Origin of the sequence: Saccharothrix luteola (assembly GCF_020859565.1) — a bacterium.
GTDB classification, from domain to species: Bacteria; Actinomycetota; Actinomycetes; order Mycobacteriales; family Pseudonocardiaceae; genus Actinosynnema; species Actinosynnema luteola.
Window position 1 is genome coordinate 105,049 of sequence record NZ_JAJHUO010000007.1, and the last position, 17,412, is coordinate 122,460.

Sequence of the window (17,412 nt, forward strand, 5' to 3'; positions counted from 1 at the left end):
TGCCACCCGTCCGGGGCCGGACCATCGCGCGTTCACGTGATTCACGCGTGGGAGCCCGGTTCCTCACTGCCTTTCGTGTTCCATCACGCGCCGGGTGAGCTCCACCCGGCTGGACACGCCGAGCTTGGCGAACGCGTGCCGGAGGTGAGTGTCCACCGTGTGCGGGGACAGGAACAGCCGCTCGGCCGCCGCTCGGTTGCTCAACCCCTGCGCGACCAGCCGGGCCACCCGCATCTCAGCCTCGGTGAGGCTCGCCCAGCCCGTGCGCGCCGGGGTCGGGGCCGCCTGCGTCCGACGGCGGACGCCCAACGACCGCAGCGCTTTCAGCACCCGTGCGTGATCGCGGACGGCCCCGCACCGCGCGTACACGTCGAGCGCCTCGTCCAACAGCGACACGGCACTCGGGCGACGGCCCGCGGCGTGCTCCGCCGCAGCCAGGTCCTCCATCGCGGACGCCAAGCCGAGCGGTCGCGGGCCGGACCGCTGCACCTCGACCGCTGAGCGGAGCAGGGCCGGATCGTCGCGCAGCAGCCCTTCGGCCTGGGCCGCGGCGCCGACGAGCGACGCGACCGCCGGGTTGTTCCGGGCGAGGAGGTCCATGGCCCGCACCGCCTCGCGGGCCCAGTCGTGGTGACCGGACTCCTGCGCGAGCCGCACCATCCACGGCGCCGCGGTGGGGTGGTGGACGAACAGCACGAACCGGCCCGGCAGCGCCTCGTAGTCGCCCCGCAGCACCTCGATCGCCGCGTCCGGGTCGCCGCGGGTGTGGTGCACGAGGGCGACCGCCCAATCGAGGTCCTCGGGCATGGCTCCGACGCCGGCGGCGAGCAGCGCCTTGGCCCGCTCGACGTGCTCGACCGCCTCGGGCAGCTCGTCGCGGTGCAGCGCGACCTCGGCGAGGATCGCGTACAGGCCCACGGCGGTCGCACGGGCCGACGTCCGCTCGGTGACCAGCAACCCGGCCTCGGCCTCCGCCTTCGCGTCGTCCAACCGCCCCGAGGCCAGCAGCAGTTCGGCGCGGTAGAAGTGCCACAGCGGCTGCGACCACACGGTGCCCGCCCGTTCGGCCTCCCGGCGGCCCCGCTCGTAGATCGCCTCGGCCTCCTGGAGCCGGTCGGCGCAGACCAGCGCGCGGCCCAGCCACAGCGCCGGGTGGCGCCAGCGCGCTTCGCCACCCGAGGTCTCGGCGAGCTCGGTCGCGTCCCTGGCCAGCTCGACGGACCGGTCGAGGTAGCCGCTGGACCGCGCCACCACGCTGCGGGCGACGGCGCCGAACACCACCGCCGCCGGCTCGTCGGCCTCGGTGCCCACCCGCACCGCCTCGGCTCCTGCCTCATCGGCGCCGGCCAGGTCGTCGACGTAGAGCAGGGCGTGCGAGCGGACGGCGAGCAGCTGCGCCCGGGCCGCTGCCGGCACACCCGTCCTGGCCAGCGCGGCGGTGGTCGACTCGACCACCGCGGAGTCCTCACCGGCGTGCTTCAGCGCCTCGGCGAGACCGACCAGGATGGCCGCTTCGCTCTCGACGTCCAAGCCCTGCCGCAACGCGCTGTCGGCGAGTTCGCGGGCCTGCACCAACCTGCCCGCGGCGGCCAGCAGCCTGACCACCTCGGCCAGCAGGGCCGGCCGGTCGGCGTCCGCGGGATCCATCAGGTCGAGGGCGTTGACCAGCAGTTCCGCCGCGGTGGCGGGGGTCCGCAGCGCGATGTCCGCCGCGGCCTCGCGCATCGTGTCGATGGCCGGCCGGTCGCCCTTGCGGGCGCTGCGGATCATGTGCTCCACGACTTCGACGACCGGGCGGCCCTCGTACCGCAGCACGGTCGTCGCCTCCCGGTGCAGCGCACGCCGAACCGCACCCGACAGCGACTGGTACACGGCTTCGCGCAGCAGGTCGTGGGCGAACGCCAACTCGGCGCCGGAGTTCACCAGGATTCCCGCCCTGGTCGTCTCGTCCACGGCGGTGAGCATCCGCGCGGTCGGGATGCCCGCCAGCCCGGCCGCCTCGTGCAAGCTGAACGACCGGCCGAGCACCGACGCCACGTCCAGCAGCCGCCGCGCGCTGGGGGTGAGGTCGCGCAGCCGGTGGTCGACCGCGCTGACGAAGGTGGACGGCAACTCGCCCTCGATCACCGTGGCCTTGCCGTCCCGCACGGCTATGCGCCCGTCCTCGACCATCGTGATCAACAGCTGTTCGACCAGGAACGGGTTGCCGCCGCCGCGTTCGGCCAGCAGCAGCACCTCGGGGTCGGGTTCGGCGTCGAGCACGAGCGAGCACAACCTGCGCACCTCGGCCGGGGGCAGCGGTCCCAGCGTCAACCGCCGCGCGCCCTCCGACACGAGCCAGTCCACCGCTTCCCCGGCGTGGGACCCGGCTGGTTGGGGCCGCCGGGCGATCAGCCACAGGACTCCCGACGACCGCAACGCGGGCACGAGCGTGCGCAGCGCGAGCGCGGTCAGCTCGTCAGCCCACTGGGCGTCGTCCAGGAGGACGAGGAGCGACTGCCTGCCCGCGAACTCCTCGATCAGCTCGCCCAGGCGGTCGAGCTGGTAGAACCGGCTGCCCCGCAGGTCGGAGAGCGCTTCCACCGCGTCGGCGTCGAGCACCTGCGGCACCGTCGCGCGCAGCGCGCGGAGCAGCGCACCGAGAGGTGCGATCCGGTCCAGCTCCGTGTGCCGGGCCTCGGCGACCACCATCCCCTTGGCCACCGCCTGCTCGGCGGCGGCCGCGAGCAACCTGCTCTTGCCGACCCCCGCGAGACCCTCGACGACCACGCAACCGCCCTTGCCCTGGGCGACCTCGGTCAACGTGACGGCGATGTCGGCCAGCCACTCGTCTCGGCCGACGATCGGAGCCTTGGTCAGCTGGATGGCCGCCTCCCCCTCGCACCATTCATGCCCGACCCCGCACGTGATTGGTGTGCTGGAAACCCGCAGGACGCACGGTGGTCCCAGCGCATGTGAACGAGGTTAGCGCGCGGTGCTGATCCGGTTCAGCCGGACAGCGCGATTCCCGGGCACTCGCCCCGGACGGGTTTCGCGCCGCCGCGCGGTGATCAGCGCGTGGCGCGGTGTTCCGACCGACGTGGAATCCCGGCATCAGTCGACGGGCGGAGGACGGTCCCAGACCGACGCCACCGCCACTGCCTGCTCCGGGTTCAACCGCGGATCGCACAGCGTGGTGTAGAGGCGCTCGCCCACGCGGTCGACCTCGGACTCGTCGGTCACGCACTCGTCCACGTCGGCCGGGGTCGTCTCCAGGTGCAGGCCACCGGGCACGCCTCCGCCCGCGAGCACCGCGCCCCGGAATTCCCGCACCTCGCGACGCAGGACGTCCAGCAAACGCGTCTTGCGCCCGTTCGGCGCGCGCACGGTGTTGCCGTGCATCGGATCGCAGAGCCAGATCACCGGGTGGCCGGCCGCGCGCACCGCCGACACCATCGCGGGCAGCCGGTCCGCCACGGAGGTGGCGCCGAACCGGGCGATCAGCGCGAGCCTGCCCGGTTCCCGGTCCGGGTCGAGCCTCTCGCACAGCGCGAGCAGGTCCGACCGGGTGACCAGCGGACCGACCTTGCACGCGACCGGGTTGCGCACCGCCGCGAGCAGGTTGACGTGCGCGCCGTCCGGGTCGCGCGTGCGCTCGCCGATCCACGGCCAGTGCGTCGACGCCAGCATGAGGCGACCGGTGCCGTCGTGCCTGAGCAGGGGGACCTCGTAGTCGAGCACCAGCGCCTCGTGGCTGGCCCACACCGGCGGCCGCGCGGGTGCGGTGCCCGGACCGCGCCTCAGGTAGTCCATGGCGACACCGGCGGCTCGATAGCAGACCAGCATCCGCAGTGGATCCGCGCGCCGCCGGGACAGCACGGGCTCAGGGCTGTTCACCATCGGCCCGCGGTACACCGGCAGGTCGACGTCGCCGTGCCGCTCCAGCGCCTGCGACCGGGGCTTGGCGAACTGCCCGGCGATCCGGCCCACCTGGACGACCGGCTTGCCGGACCCGACCCGCATCACCCCGGCGAGCGCGTCGAGCAGGCCGACCTTGCGGCCGAGCACCTCCGGCACGCACTCGTCCGGGTCCTCGGCGCAGTCCCCCGCCTGGATGACCTGCGCCCGACCCGCCGACACGTCGGCGAGGGCATCGCGCAACGCGTCCACCTCGGACCACCGGACGAGCCCGGGCATGCCGGCCAGGTCGGCGCGGACCTTGTCCACCAGCCAACCGTCGCCCCAGTCCGGTTGCTGGGCAGCCGGAAATGCCTTCCACTGGTCGAGGTCGGCGGCCGGGAACCGGAAGTCGAACGGCTCGGACAGTCTTCTCGCATCTCCGGACACGCTTCCCCCATTGTCGCATTGTCTGCGGACGCACGTGATCAACCGGTAACACGACCCGAGGACGGACGGAGTTCGACGCGACGAGCACCCCGTCGTTGCGGCCGACCCCCAGCGGAGCACCCATGATCTCGACTAGCAAAAGTAGCCCAAGCGACAATTCGCAGGTACTACTTGCTCGGGTAGTGTCGCCCACCCGTGCCGGCCCCTTCGGGCGCGGTCGACCGGCCGACCAGCACCGATCGGTGAGCGGAGCGGCCGGCGCGTCCGCCCCTCCGCGCTTCGATGCCGTGCCCCGATCCCGTCGTCGGGCGTCCTCGTCGGACACCACCAACAGGGCAGGAAGATGTGCGGACTTTCATAATCTGGTGGAATCCCGTGAACACGGGATGCGACGGCGCTCACCGATCGGCACTCTTGAGAGTATGCGGAAACGGTCGGCGGAGCGACGGGGATGACCTACGAGAATGATTCTCCAGCGCCGGAGGTGGTCTTCGTGCCGGCCGGTGAGGGAATTTCCCTGCTGGTCCCCGAGGAACCCTCACCGGAATCGGTCGGCGGTGCCGAACCCGCGCAGTACACGTACACCTTCATGGTGACGACCGACCAAGCGGGCAGGGCACTCGCCGTCGTGGACACGGTCGTGCCCGCGAGGGGCGGCCCACCCGAGCACGTGCACGACGACACGGACGAGTCGTTCTACGTGCTCAGTGGCGAGTTCGAGGTGCGCGCGGGAGAGCGGTCGTTCGTCATGAAGCCGGGCGACTACGCCTTGGTTCCCCGCGGCACCGCGCACGTCTGGCGGAACTCGGGCGACGAGGCCGGGCGGATGATCCGCATCTACACGCCGGGCGGGCACGAGCGGTTCTTCTTCGCCGTCAGCAAGCTCGCGTGAGGGCGAAGCCGGGGACCCCACGCCTGGTCCACCGGCCGGGTGGTCGGTGGACCAGGCGTGGGGTCCGTGAGGTCAGTAGCTCCTGAACACCCGGTCGTAGGCGAGGCGCGGTTGGCGGTCGAACCACGCGTCCGGGCCCGGCTTGCCGAGGTTCACGACGACGAGGGCCTGGTGGCGGCCGGCGTCGAAGAACTCCTCAGTGACCTTGTCCGCGAAGAAGCCGGTCATCGGCCCGGCCGCCAGGCCGACCGCCCGTGCTCCGATGATGAAGTACCCGATCTGCAGGGTGGTGTTCAGCATCGCCGCTTCCAGCCGAGCCTCCTCCTTGGCGAAGAAGACGTCCTTCGCCTGGGGGAAGATCGGGAACACCTCGGGGAGCAACTCGTCGAACCGCAGGTCCGCGGCCAGGATGGCGGTCAGCGGGGCCGCCGCCGTCTTGGCCTGGTTGCTGTCCCACATGAGCGGGACCAGGCGGCTCTTCGCCTCCTCCGACCGGATCAGCGCCACCCGCAGCGGCTGCTGGTTGAACGAGGTGGGCGCCCACTTCACCAGGTCGTAGAGCGCGGCGATCTTCTCGTCGCCGACCGGTTCGTCGGTGAACGTGTTCGCCGTGCGCGCCTCGCGGAACAGCAGGTCCTGCGCCCGCTCGTCGAGCAGCACGTGGTTGGAGGACATCAGACATTTCCTTTCCAGCGCCATGCATGGTGATCAGCCGCTCGGATCCGGGGGATCAGAGGTCCTCGGGGGAGCGGACTGCCGGGGTCAGCTGCTCGGTGTGGTGCTTCCGCCGGAGCTCGGCCACCGCCTCGCGCAGCAGCTCTTCATCGGACGGCGGGTCGGCGAGCAGGTCGGCGATCTCCTGCTGGTAGTGCTCGTGACCAGCGGGCGCCGCGATGAACAGCATCCGCATCGGGCCCGGGCCGGGGTTCCTGAACGCGTGCGGCGTTCCGCTCGGGACGTACATCACGCTGCCGACCGTCGCCCGGGCCACCCGGGAGCCGTCGGCCGACTCCCAGTCCCGCCACGAGCCGGGCTCGCTCGTGCGCACCCGCGGCTCGAAGGCGAATAGCTCGAGCTCGCCCTCCAGCACGTAGAAGATCTCTTCGTGGTGGGCGTGGATGTGCGCCCCGACGTCGAACCCCGGACCGAACCTGCACTCGACCGCCAACAGGTTCGGCGTGTGCGCCTCACCCACCTTCAGGCTCAGCTGGTGGCCGATCGGCTTGCCCCCACCCGGCGACAGCACGAATCCATCGCTCATCTTCACTCCGTCGTGTGGTTCCCCTACCGAATGACACGACCAGCATTCCGAGGTGGGGCACGGCGCCACATCACGTGTTCATGGGATCTCCACCGCTGACCACGTCCCCGACCGGCGCGCCTACGCGCCCTCCCTCGAACTGCTCCGCCGCGAACGACGACGCACCAACCCCCACCCAGACGACGCCGACGCACCGCGCTTTCGAGCCTCGCGCTCGGACTGCACCGCGGCCGGGAACTTCGGCGGACCGCTCCGCGCCACGATCCCCATCGCGTCGGCGTGCACGACCGCGCTCAGCGAGTCGGTGACGGCGTGTGCGGCCCAGCCGATGTCGAGCCAGTGCCGGGTGCGGTCGTGGACGTCAACGACTCCACCGCACGATCACCGACATCGTCCTGGGGTCCATTCCGGACGTCGCCATCAAGTACCTCGGTGACGGGGCCGTGTTCGCGTGCGGCCGGACCACACGACCGCGTCGGTCAACGCGGCATCATCGACTTCACGTGCTCGGCGGCGTCGACCACCGGTGAAGGCGATCTTCGTCGCCACCGCCACCGTGGGCGCGGCCAACCCGAGAGGCCGGTGACCTGATGTTCCTCATCCGCCTGCCGCTCGATCAGACAGCCGACGAACTGCGGCGGAAACATGAGCCACCGACGATCGGACGGCACCTGGCGGCCTGGAGGGTACGGTTGAGTCCATTCGAATTCCCGTGTACCACAACTGCCGACGAATTCTCGACACAGGACTCTCATGCCTTCAACCGACTGCCGCCGGCGCGCCACGCCGTGAATGGGGTCCGCCGAAATCGACGGACCCCATTCACGGTGGCGGCTAGTTATTTCACTGTACAAGCGGTCTTGCTGCTATTCCTTTTCGTTCGCCGAACCGATGTCGCCTGCCCAAGTGGGCTCCAGTGGAGGCCGCTTGCCATCGAGCACCGCGTCGACAACCGCCACGGCATCGGCCGTCAATCCAGACGAACGCCGCTCCTGGATCAACCGTTCCCGCAGAGGGTGGATGGACAGGGCAGCCGCCGCGTGCTCGACCACCTTCAGCCTGCGATCCGACAAACAGCCGACGAGCGCGTCCGCCACCGCGTCCACCGCCTGGGGCCCCACCGCACCATCCCTCACAAGCCGCCGAATGGCATTGGTGGCCTCCAGCCGAACCCCCCACTTCCGGTCCCGCAACGCCGTCACGACGTGCGGCACCGCGACGGGGTCCGCCGTGTCACCAAGGGATAGCACAGCGAGGAGCCGACGGGTGGCGCGCCAGGACACCACATCCCGCGCGTAGTGCTCGACCGGCGACGCCAGCCGAAGCCGGGGAATCCCGTACAGCACACCCAATGGGTTGCGGTATGCCAGCCGCCGGAGCCAGCCGTCCACCGGATGTGACTTCCCCGGCTTTGATCGCCGGAATCGGTCGAGCACGTACGTCGGATCGCGATCGGGCCGCCGCTCCGCCAGTACACGACAGAGCACCGACTCCACCCCAAGCGGTTGATCGTCGATCAGGGCCAGCATCCTCTCGTCGAGCCCGTCCTCGGTACTCTCGATCAGGAACCGGATGTGGCCCAGCCGCTCTGGCGAGTCCACGTCCAGCACTGCGGCGAGAGCTGCGTCTGTCGACAATCTGACTTCCTTTCAGCGGCCCCGGAGCACTCTGCCGATGCAACCGAGAGCGCTTACGGCCGGCTTCCACCACCACGGACCGCCCTGCAGATGGACGATAGCCTGGCTGGTGTACCGGTATCCTTCTCTACAGCGCTGAACCACCGGGTTATACGTGACCCGAATGACTCTCGGCTGCACCTTGTCCTTATACCAGGTCGTGGCGCCGCGCACGATGTTCTTGGCCTGGACCTTGGCGACGGCGAACTTGGTGCCTACCCCCTGAGCCCGCCCATAGCCTGACGTACCACCCACGGTGCCGCCGTGCGTGCGACCCATGGTGCTGCCGTCCGCGCGATCCACGGGGCAGCCGCACGGATTCCCATGCCGGCCGCGAAAATGCAGAAGGGGCATCGCCCATCGAGGTCGCTGGTGTTGACCGGGTCGCCATTGACGTAGTCGTAGTCGTTGGCGCTGCCGCCTTCCTCAGGGTCGACCGACAGGAACCGACCCAACAGCGGGCTGTAGGGCCGGGCTCCCATTTGGACGATGGACAGCGCACCGGCGTGCTCGTGCGGACGCTGGTGCTGACCGAGCCAGCCGTAGTCCATATGACCGGGCTGGTTGTCGGGAAGGCCGTCGTTGGCATCGGCGGTCCCGACGGCCTCGCCGAACGGGTTGTACTGGCGCAGCTCGCCTACCCGCTTCCCGTCCGCACCCGTGGTCAGGACGAGGTCACCACGCACCGTCGGGTAGTCGAACGTGACCTCGGCCGCGACCGGCTTCCAGGTGTAGAGCACTCCACCAGGCAGGCTGACGCTGCGGGACATGACCCGCTTGTCCCCACCGGTCAGGGCGAAGTCCGCGCTGTCGCCGCTGCCGCTGTAGCCGTAGCGAATGTCCGCCGCCGTATCGCCTTGCACCGCGCTGCGGCGAATGATCCGGTCGTTGCCATCCCTGGTGTAAGAGACGTCCGCCGGATCCGCGCCGTCGGTACGCAATGCGATGTTGCGGTCCGCACCGTCCCACGACAGGTACGTGGTAGCTCCGCTGATCGTGTACTGGGTCGTGTTGCCGTGGTCGTCGTACCGCACGTTGGTCACCACCGAAGTCCCGGTGGTGGCAAGGCACCGAAGCACGCTGCTGGGCGAGCTGCTCCACGAGCGCGGGCTGACGCCCGAGCAGTTCAGCGAACAGGCCAACCTGTTCGCCTACGAACACGGCATTGACGCCACCCTCAGCGCTCGCCACGTCAACCGTCTGGCAACGGGTCGACGCACCGACGGCCGACCGTTGGGACCGGTCCGGGCAGGCACCAAGCGACTGCTTGAGGAAATGCTCGGCGTGCCGATCGACCGGCTCTTGAAGCCCACGACAACCTTGCCAGCCGAAGCGCAAGCGTGGTCGGCCGAGGCGTTGGAGCTGCGGGCACGAATCAGGTGCGGTCGGGCCGTCGACCGGGAGACCGTCTCGCTGCTTCAGCAGAAGCTCGACCTCACGCGGGTCATTGATCGACGGCTCGGCGCATCGGTGTTGCTCGGCGAGCTACGGGCACAGATCAGGCAGATGTGGAACCTGCTCGGGAACGTCCTCGACCAACAGTCGAGAATTGCGCTCGCGCGGGTGCTGGTCGACGCGTCCACGCTCGCGGGCTGGCAGTCGCTCGACCAGGGTTTGCTACGGGAATCTTGGGAGCACTACGAACAGGCCCGAAGCGCCGCACGCGTCGCGGAGTCGAGCGCGCTGGAGGCTTACGCCTGCGCCGGACAAGCCGTCGTGCTGCTCGACGTCGGAGAGACGGAATCAGCAGTCGAGTTGACGCGGTACGCGTGTGCTGTTGCGGAACACCGCGCACCGGGATTGCTCACCTCGTGGCTGTTGGCTGGTCATGGTGAAGCGCTTGCTGCGGCCGGTGACCGTGACGGCAGCCTTCGCACCTTCGACCACGCTGAGTGGATCATGCCGACCGACTCCGACGACGCAGAAGCGCCGTTCCTGGTGTTCGACGGAACGCACCTGACCAGATGGCGCGGCGGTGCGTTGGCACGTCTTGGTGAGCCAGCGGCGGTAGAAGTCCTGTCCGGCGTGCTCGACAGGTTGCACCCGGAGTTCGCACGGGCGGAAACAGCGCTACGGGTCGACTTGGTGCACGTGTTGTCGGTGCACGGCGAACGGCGTGACGCGTCCGCCCATGCCGAGCGCGCACGACTTCTCGCCGCGCAAGTCGGGTCAGTGCGCCAGCGCCGGAGGCTGGAAGCCCTGACGAGCTGAGGTCACTTGCGTGCCCGCTTCGGCATCCGTGACCCCAGAATTTCGGCGACCTTGCGGTCCGACGCGGCTACCCACGCGGCGTAGACGCGCAATGTGGTCGCGCCTCCCCCACCGTGACCGAGACGACCGGCAACCGTGCGGAGGTCTACACCAACGGTCAGCAACTCTGTTGCCGAGTAGTGCCTCAGCGCGTGCAAGTGAGTGTCGATCTCGAGCCGGATCGCCATGTCCTTGTACCGCTGAGTGACTGCGTTCGGCGAGTATGGCTGCTTGTGGTCGAGCGACCGGGTACCGTTGAACACGAACAGATCTTCGGTGAACTCGCCACCGACCGAACGCACCCGCTCGGCCACGCGCTCACGGTGCTCGCGGAGCAGCGCGACGGTTTCCGAGTCCAGCGCGATCCGGCGGTTCTGGTGGGTCTTGGTGTCCTTCTCCTTGCCGCCGACCCAGTTCCGACGGAGGTCGATGACCTCAGCGTCCAAGTCCACCCGGTTGAAGCGAAGCCCACACAGCTCCCCGCGACGCATCCCCGTGGTCATGACCAACCACACGAGGGTGCCCCAGTCGTCATCCATCCGGAACGCCTCTTCGACCAACCGCGCGGCCTCAGCGGAGGTAGGCGGGTCCGGCTCCGGTGGCTTCTGCTTCGTGCGACGCGCGAGCTTTGCCGGGTTGAGCGTGATCCAGTCCCAGCGCGCCGCCGCGTTCATGGTGCCGCTGATGATCGAGTGGATCTGGCGCACGGTGGACGCGGCCATGCCCTTGCAGACGTGCGGCTTGCACTTCTCCGCCACGCAGTCGTGGTCACCTTCGGCGTTGTGCTTCTCGATGAACGGCTTGCGGTCGCAGCGGACGCGGCACCGGCGAAGCTCCGTGTAAGAGCTCTCCAACTCCAGCGCGCCCAGCTTGTTGACCGCGATCGCCCCGAGCGCCGGCTTGATGGTCCGCTCGATGTACCCGACGTAGGCCTTACGTGTGCTTTCCTCAAGTTCGTTCGTCGCGAGCCACCGGTCTATGGCGTGGTCGAGGCGAACGGCCGAAGGCGTCGAGCACTGCTTGTCCACCTGGACGACGAGCTCGTTGCGCTTCTTCTCGGCGCGCTTCCACGCTGCCTTGCTGGTGCCCTGGATGGTCACCCGAAGGTAGACCCGCTTACCTGTGACGGGGTCAAGTCCGGCGTAGACCTTGACCCGCAGCGTGTCCCCCCGCTGCTCGATCTCACCGCGCCGGCGACCCTCCGGAACGCGTGCAGCACTCATAGACCCAAGGCCACTCGCACCCAGCGCCGCACCCACTGATCAACTTGTGATCAACATCTTCGGTTGTAACGCCTGGTCAGGCGCAGTGCCCCCGGTCCGGCTCCGACAGGAAGCACACGGATTCACCGTCCGCTCAACCAGCGTCAACTGCTCGCTTCGGGGGCATGCACACAACGAGACACCCACTTGTGATCAAGACACGAATAACACTCTCAATGCAACGCAGGACGTCTCCCTCTATCGACAAGCCGTAACCTGCTCTCAGTCAGAGCGACGTGCAGCCACGTCGAGCGCCCGGCCGTCGGCAGGCTGTTTGACCGGCGTGAACACGCTGACGCCCACACCGTCGTAGCCGCCGTCGGCCAGGGTTTGCGCGTCAAGTTAGGAGGCGGCCCAGTACGGCGCGCCGGGCCCGCGCCGAGGACCGCATACGCGCCGCGAAGGCCACCGGACTGACCAATCGGCACATGCAGGTCTAGTTGGGGATGGTGAATGCTGGTTCGTAGCCGTTGGCTGCGAGGTCTTCGTAGGTTTGGGTGGTGGGGACTCGGTCCCAGATTCCGCCGAGGAGGACGGCGAATCCTGCGGGTGTGGCGAGGAAGAGATGTAGAATCGGGGGTTTGATGGTGCGGGCGATCTCGCGTGCGAGGTCGCGGATGGCGAGCGCGACTCCGAAGGCGTGGTCCACGCCGGTGATGCTTGTGTTGGACGTGCCTACTGATGGCCGAACGGTCAGCAGGGGAATATCGCGGCCAGTTGAGGCGAGGTGTTGGCGGACGTCGGCGGTCAGGTCGGCGGAGATTGCGACAGCGAGAGCAACGTCCTGTCCGGCTGGCAGGTCGGTGAGAGGGTGGGACAGGGAGATCGCTGCGGGGGTGACGTGGCCGGTCGGCAGGGTCCAGAGTTGCCCGTCTTTGATCTTTGCAGGGGTGAACCCTGCAGTTTCCTGGAACATCACTCCTGCGGTGAACCAGGTGGGAAGCCGCATGGTGCCGGTGATGAGGATGCGGCGGGCGCGGAGGTTGCGCAGTGTGTGCTGAGCTGCAGCAAGTTGTGGGCGAAGGACGGTTTCCCATTCCTGCGGGTTCTTCAAGCCCCGACGGTTGCGGGCCTCGCTGCCGCGGAACCTGTCAACCCAGTCGAGGGTGATCGCGGCGTCGGGATGCGCGGTGTGGTCGTCGAGGGAGTTGATGGCGAGGATGGTGAACGGCTCGGTGACGTGAAGCCCGAGCCGGTCAAGCGCATCCCGGACGTCGCTGGCTGTTCTCTCCACGCGGCTGGTCTTGACCCATTCCCGGACTTCGGTGATACCGAGGCGGAAGGCGGTGTCGTCGGCGCGGACGCCAGCGGCGTAGCTGATCTCGGCCACATGGTCTCGCCAGACGGCTTCGGATGCATCGGTGCGTAGCCGCAGGTCGGCGAGGAAGTCGAACAGTTCGTCGTCGGTGCAGCCCAGGTGTTCGATGAGGCGGCTGCGGGCCGCGAGAGCGTTAGCCGTCGTCGCGTGCTGGAGTCGCTCGCCAAGCCGGTCGTTGCGATTGCGCAGGGTCAGGATCGGGTCGGCGGGGTCGATGGAGCGACTGGTGACCAGAGTCAACTGGGGGTGCATCTCGTTTCGAGACAGGTCGGTCCATGCGTGGTGGAACCGTTGCAGGATGCTGGCCCCGCCGGTCCGGGTCGGTTCGCACAACCAGTCGAGTGTCGCGGCTCGCTGTGCGGACACCGTCGCCTTGACCTGGAGGTATTCGTTGGGGCCGGGGTCCTTGGTGATCACGACGTCGTCGACATTGCCAACGTGGGCGGCTTCGACGGTGACGGCTTGGACCCTGGTGTGCGGGACCAAAGTACGTAGGGCGGCGTGCCAGGCCACGGCGTGCTGGACGTCATCGCCGGTCAGGCGGGCGCCGCTAGCACTCGGACGGGTTGCGGCTGCCACCTGCTTCATGACTGTGCCGTGAACGGAGGCGTCGGCGGGCAGGTGCGGATCTGTTCGGCGATGAGTTGGGCGGTGACGGGGCGGTCGGGGTAGGCGGCCAGACAGGTTGCGGCGAGCACTCGGTCGACCAAGTCGGAATAGGTGTGGCCGTATCCGCGCGCGTCTGGTCCGGTCAACTGTGCCAGGTGCTCCAGGTCCGACGGGCTGAGGTGGACTCCCTCGAAAAGAGCGGTAATGATGGCAGCGCGTTGGGTTTCGTCGGGGCGGATAAAGTCGAACTCGGCCGCGGCCCTGCGGCGGATCGCGGGGTCGAGGGCGCCGATGCGGTTGGTGCACATGATGACCAGGACGCCGGGTGCTTCGGTGGCGATCTGGCTGATGCCGCGGATCAGCGCGTTCACCCCGGCTCGGTCCTCGTGGTGCATTTGGCTGGCTTCGCGGGATTGGGCCAGGGCGTCGGCCTCGTCGATGATGAGGATGGTGGGTCGTGTCGAGCCGGCTGCGCGGGCCTCGTCGAGTACGACGTCGAATGCGGTCCCGATCAGCCGGGTCATTTCGCCCACGGCGCCGGTGCCGCGGGCGCGCAGGCTCAGCCGCTTGACGCGCACGTCGATGCGGTGTCGACGGGCGATGGCGTCGGCGAAGGTCTCCGCGAGGGTGGTCTTTCCGGTGCCGACGTCGCCGGCGAAGATGATCAGGGGCGGTCGGTGGGTCAGCCGGTCGACTGCGGGCAGCACGGTGTTGTGGGTGCGGAGACTCCACTCACGCAAGAGGTGCGGTTGCAGGATCAGTTCGGCTTCTTTGGCCAGACGGGTCTTGACGTGGTCGAGCCCGATCAAGTGTGCGTAGCGCTGCTGGGCGAGGGGATCGGGGAGGTCGAGGTCGTCCTCGAACAGGTCGTTGCTGGTGGTGGTCATAGTGATCGGTACGTGCTCCTGGTGAATCCCGTCCCGTGGGCCGAGTAGGTGCGATCGGAGGTGTGATAGCCGCCCGTATAGCCGGGAGCCGGGGCGCTGGTACGAGTGAAGGGGAGCAGTTCGGTGAAGTTGTCCCGGTCGGCGCCGGTCAGCTGGGACCACTTCCAGCTGTAGTACAGGAAGCTGGTGAACACGGTGCCGCTGGTGTCGGCGTGGCGGTCGATCCCGCCTGCGCGATCGTCCGCGACCAGGGTTCCGTTGGCGCTGGTGTACTCCAGCGTGACGGGGACCCAGGACCCGTTACGCTGGAAGCCGTAGATGACCTTGTCGACGTAGCCGCCGTGGGACAGCAGCGCCGCCTCCAGGGCGTAGTCGGTGATGTCGGTGTCGGAGGGACGGCCGTAGTAACGCTGCACCTGTCGCAGATCGGTGGCGATCTTCGAGGCGACGTACTTGGCGGAGGTCAGGCTGTAAGTCTCGGACTCGGAGCGCGTATAGGACGTGGTCATGGCTACCCCCGGAACCTGCTGCCGAGCACGACCTGCCAGCACTTCACGGCCTGGTCCTTCGTCGTGGCGAAGCTCGCCTCGGTGATGGCGTCCAGGGAGGCCTCGGCCGCGTCCACGATTCGGACACGGTCCCGGTGCTCATACTGGCGGGCGGTGTTGTTCGCCGGATTGACCGGGTCGAAAATCTCGATCTCCCCGACCCGTGCGTTCGGCAGGTCCGACGCCGGGTAGTACGTGTCGAACGCGATCCGTTCACCGAGCTCCGTCCGCACGATGTAGTCGAAGAAGCCCTCCAACGCAGTGACGTAGTCGGTGAAGTCGATGCGCGCGGTGTCCAGCAGGTGCGCGCAGAGCAGTTCGATCATGAACGACTTGAACCGGAACTTGTCTCCCGGCGGGCTGCTCATGACCTGCTCGCGAACCCACCACTTCACCAGGCGCACCACCTGCGCCCAGTCGTCAGGACAGTCGTCCTTCCGGTTCTGAACGAAGTCGAGGTGCAGCCGGACGCTGGTGAGCAACCAGTCGGTCCGGTCAACGGCATCCTTGGCGATCAAGTAACCGCGATCATCGGCGTCGCCTTCGTAGAGCACCGGCACGACATCGACATCGGTACCGGTGGACTTGAAGTGGACGTTCACGCAGTGCGTGCCCGGCGTGATTTGTGACGGGTCGAGCAGTCCCTTGTACGCCGCGCGGAGCCGCTCGGCGATCCACTCCACGAGTTCGGCTTCATCGACGGGCGCGTCGTCGCGCTTGACGTAGATCGCCACGTCGAAGTCGTTGAACGTACGCAGCGCCGTCCCCTTGGCCACCGAGCCCGCATGCAGCATCTTCACCAGCGAAAACCCGGGGTTGCGCGCAATGTGCGACTTCAGGCGGTCGCGCAGCGTGTTCACCTGCCTACGTCTCTCGATCGCGGTGTCACGCGACAGGTTCACCGCCCGTTCCGCGAAGGCCGCCACCTCGGCATGCGTGATCTTCGGCGTCACGTCCGCAACCCCCTGCCGTCCCTCGCGTACTCCTGAACCCTCACTTCTACGACTCCATCCCCCGCGTGCGGGTGCCTCAGATTTGAACATCATCTTCCAGGTTTTGGCGAGAGTACACGACGAAGGGTACCGTTGAGTCGCTACACCTCATCCGGGCGCGCCGCCGGGAATTACTGCAACTTGACTCAGCGGTAACCAAGGTGTGCCTAAGATGCGAGTGGACCGATCAAGATCGAGGATCGTCCGCTCACCAGCGGACGTGGACTGGCGCGGAGACGAGACGTGAGCGACCCGCAACTGGACCTCGGCGACATCGCGGCCCTGTTCGACCGGGCCAGACTGCGGATGGCGCGCGAGCTTCGAGGGCTTACCCAGGTGCAACTGGCCCGGGAAGTTGGCTCCGTCACGGCGGCCTCGGTCAGCCAGTTCGAGAATGGGCACACCAGGCCCGCCGCATCGACTCTGCGCCGGCTCTCGGTGGCGCTGCGCGTGCCGCCGTCTTTCTTCGCCGCCCCGGCCCGTCCTCCTGCCCAGGAGCAGCTCGACGGATTCTTTCGAAGCCTCAGGTCCACCTCTCCTCGAGATCGCCAGCAAGCACTGGCCTACGTTCACCTTGCACGGGAACTTGCACTCGAGCTCGAAAAATACGTTGCACTGCCGGATCTCAATCTGCCGCGCGTTCCAGTCGACGAAGGACAGCCCCTACAAGCTGCTGATATCGAACAAGCCGCAGCCCAGGTGCGCAACCATTGGAACGTCCCTCCTGGTCCAATTCAGGACGTGGTGAGGCTGCTTGAAACGAACGGGATGGTCGTTGTTCGCTTCCGTGTCAGCATCGAGAAAGTCGACGCATTCTGCGTCGACTTCCCTGACAGGCCCGTCGTCGCCCTGGGGGCCGACAAGGGGTTGCGCGACCGCTCGCGCTTCGACGCAGCCCACGAACTAGGGCACCTCGTCCTGCATGGCGTCCATGGCCAGGTCGGCGACAAGGCTACTGAGAATCAAGCCAACGATTTCGCCGCCGCGTTCCTCATGCCAGCCAACGACATCAAACCCGAACTTCCGGCTCGGCTCGACTGGCCCGCATTGCTCCGACTGAAGGCAAAGTGGCACGTCTCACTGGCGGCCCTGTTGGTCCGAGCAAAGACGCTCGGGGTCATGAGTGAGCACATTTACGCGCAGGCATGGAAAGCCTTGTCGGTGCGTGGATGGCGAAAGGTGGAGCCCGGTCCGCTGGGGAACCCGGAGGCTCCGGTACTACTACGGCGTGCGCTGGAACTCACGGAAACGACCGGGGTCTCATTTTCCGAGTTTATCCGCCGCTCAGGATTGCCCGAAGCGGACGTTCGCACCCTGCTCAACCGCGATATCAGCGAACGGCCGCGTGTGGAGTTTTGAACTTGACGGCGTGTAGCGCGCAGAGTATTCAT

14 protein-coding genes are annotated in these 17,412 nt (G+C 68.0%); 3 read left to right on the forward strand and 11 right to left on the reverse strand.

Translation table 11 applies throughout. From position 1 onward, the window contains the following. Positions 1-63: 63 nt before the first annotated feature. A complete protein-coding gene (locus LNK82_RS11740; RefSeq protein WP_308257200.1) occupies positions 64-2,949 on the reverse strand; it encodes a helix-turn-helix transcriptional regulator in 2,886 nt (961 codons plus the stop codon). A gap of 144 nt (positions 2,950-3,093) precedes the next feature. Beyond that, the gene (locus LNK82_RS11745) at positions 3,094-4,326 is read right to left on the reverse strand and encodes a 3-deoxy-7-phosphoheptulonate synthase (protein WP_230566978.1); all 1,233 of its coding nucleotides are present in this window, start codon (positions 4,324-4,326) and stop codon (positions 3,094-3,096) included. A 451-nt stretch (positions 4,327-4,777) separates the two neighbouring features. On the opposite strand from LNK82_RS11745, the gene LNK82_RS11750 reads away from it, so the two are divergent. Next, the gene (locus LNK82_RS11750; protein WP_230566979.1) at positions 4,778-5,218 is read left to right on the forward strand and encodes a cupin domain-containing protein; all 441 of its coding nucleotides are present in this window, start codon (positions 4,778-4,780) and stop codon (positions 5,216-5,218) included. Positions 5,219-5,290: 72 nt separating this feature from the next. On the opposite strand, the gene LNK82_RS11755 is transcribed toward LNK82_RS11750, so the two are convergent. The 4 genes from LNK82_RS11755 to LNK82_RS11770 form a co-directional block, all read right to left on the reverse strand. Beyond that, entirely contained in the window at positions 5,291-5,893 is a 603-nt protein-coding gene (locus LNK82_RS11755; RefSeq protein ID WP_230566980.1) for a malonic semialdehyde reductase, read from the reverse strand. A gap of 55 nt (positions 5,894-5,948) precedes the next feature. After that, positions 5,949-6,479 carry a cupin domain-containing protein gene (locus tag LNK82_RS11760; RefSeq protein ID WP_230566981.1) on the reverse strand — a complete coding sequence of 177 codons (531 nt, stop codon included), beginning with the start codon at positions 6,477-6,479 and terminating at the stop codon, positions 5,949-5,951. An 866-nt stretch (positions 6,480-7,345) separates the two neighbouring features. Next, complete coding sequence (locus LNK82_RS11765) at positions 7,346-8,116, reverse strand: HEAT repeat domain-containing protein (protein WP_230566982.1); 771 nt, start codon at positions 8,114-8,116, stop codon at positions 7,346-7,348. A 254-nt stretch (positions 8,117-8,370) separates the two neighbouring features. Beyond that, positions 8,371-9,189 (reverse strand): RHS repeat-associated core domain-containing protein, encoded by an 819-nt coding sequence (locus tag LNK82_RS11770; protein ID WP_230566983.1) that lies wholly within the window; start codon positions 9,187-9,189, stop codon positions 8,371-8,373. On the opposite strand from LNK82_RS11770, the gene LNK82_RS11775 reads away from it, so the two are divergent. Further along, positions 9,152-10,366: an NsdA family TPR-like regulatory protein gene (locus LNK82_RS11775; RefSeq protein ID WP_230566984.1), complete on the forward strand. Its 1,215-nt coding sequence runs from the start codon at positions 9,152-9,154 to the stop codon at positions 10,364-10,366. The two genes, LNK82_RS11770 and LNK82_RS11775, sit on opposite strands and share 38 nt — an antisense overlap. A 2-nt stretch (positions 10,367-10,368) precedes the next feature. Here LNK82_RS11775 and LNK82_RS11780 read toward each other — a convergent pair whose 3' ends face one another. The 5 genes from LNK82_RS11780 to LNK82_RS11800 all read right to left on the reverse strand — a co-directional run bounded on the left by LNK82_RS11780 (position 10,369) and on the right by LNK82_RS11800 (position 15,982). Further along, positions 10,369-11,628: a site-specific integrase gene (locus LNK82_RS11780; protein ID WP_230566985.1), complete on the reverse strand. Its 1,260-nt coding sequence runs from the start codon at positions 11,626-11,628 to the stop codon at positions 10,369-10,371. Positions 11,629-12,103: 475 nt separating this feature from the next. Continuing rightward, complete coding sequence (locus LNK82_RS11785; RefSeq protein WP_230566986.1) at positions 12,104-13,573, reverse strand: SAVED domain-containing protein; 1,470 nt, start codon at positions 13,571-13,573, stop codon at positions 12,104-12,106. After that, the gene (locus LNK82_RS11790) at positions 13,570-14,481 is read right to left on the reverse strand and encodes an AAA family ATPase (RefSeq protein WP_230566987.1); all 912 of its coding nucleotides are present in this window, start codon (positions 14,479-14,481) and stop codon (positions 13,570-13,572) included. Before LNK82_RS11790 ends, LNK82_RS11785 begins: the two co-directional genes overlap by 4 nt. Further along, positions 14,478-14,990 carry an HORMA-1 domain-containing protein gene (locus LNK82_RS11795; RefSeq protein ID WP_230566988.1) on the reverse strand — a complete coding sequence of 171 codons (513 nt, stop codon included), beginning with the start codon at positions 14,988-14,990 and terminating at the stop codon, positions 14,478-14,480. Before LNK82_RS11795 ends, LNK82_RS11790 begins: the two co-directional genes overlap by 4 nt. A 2-nt stretch (positions 14,991-14,992) precedes the next feature. Next, positions 14,993-15,982: a CBASS oligonucleotide cyclase gene (locus tag LNK82_RS11800; protein ID WP_230566989.1), complete on the reverse strand. Its 990-nt coding sequence runs from the start codon at positions 15,980-15,982 to the stop codon at positions 14,993-14,995. A gap of 282 nt (positions 15,983-16,264) precedes the next feature. Here LNK82_RS11800 and LNK82_RS11805 point away from each other — a divergent pair, with 282 nt between their 5' ends. Beyond that, entirely contained in the window at positions 16,265-17,380 is a 1,116-nt protein-coding gene (locus LNK82_RS11805) for a helix-turn-helix domain-containing protein (RefSeq protein WP_230566990.1), read from the forward strand. The last annotated feature ends 32 nt before the right edge of the window (positions 17,381-17,412 follow it).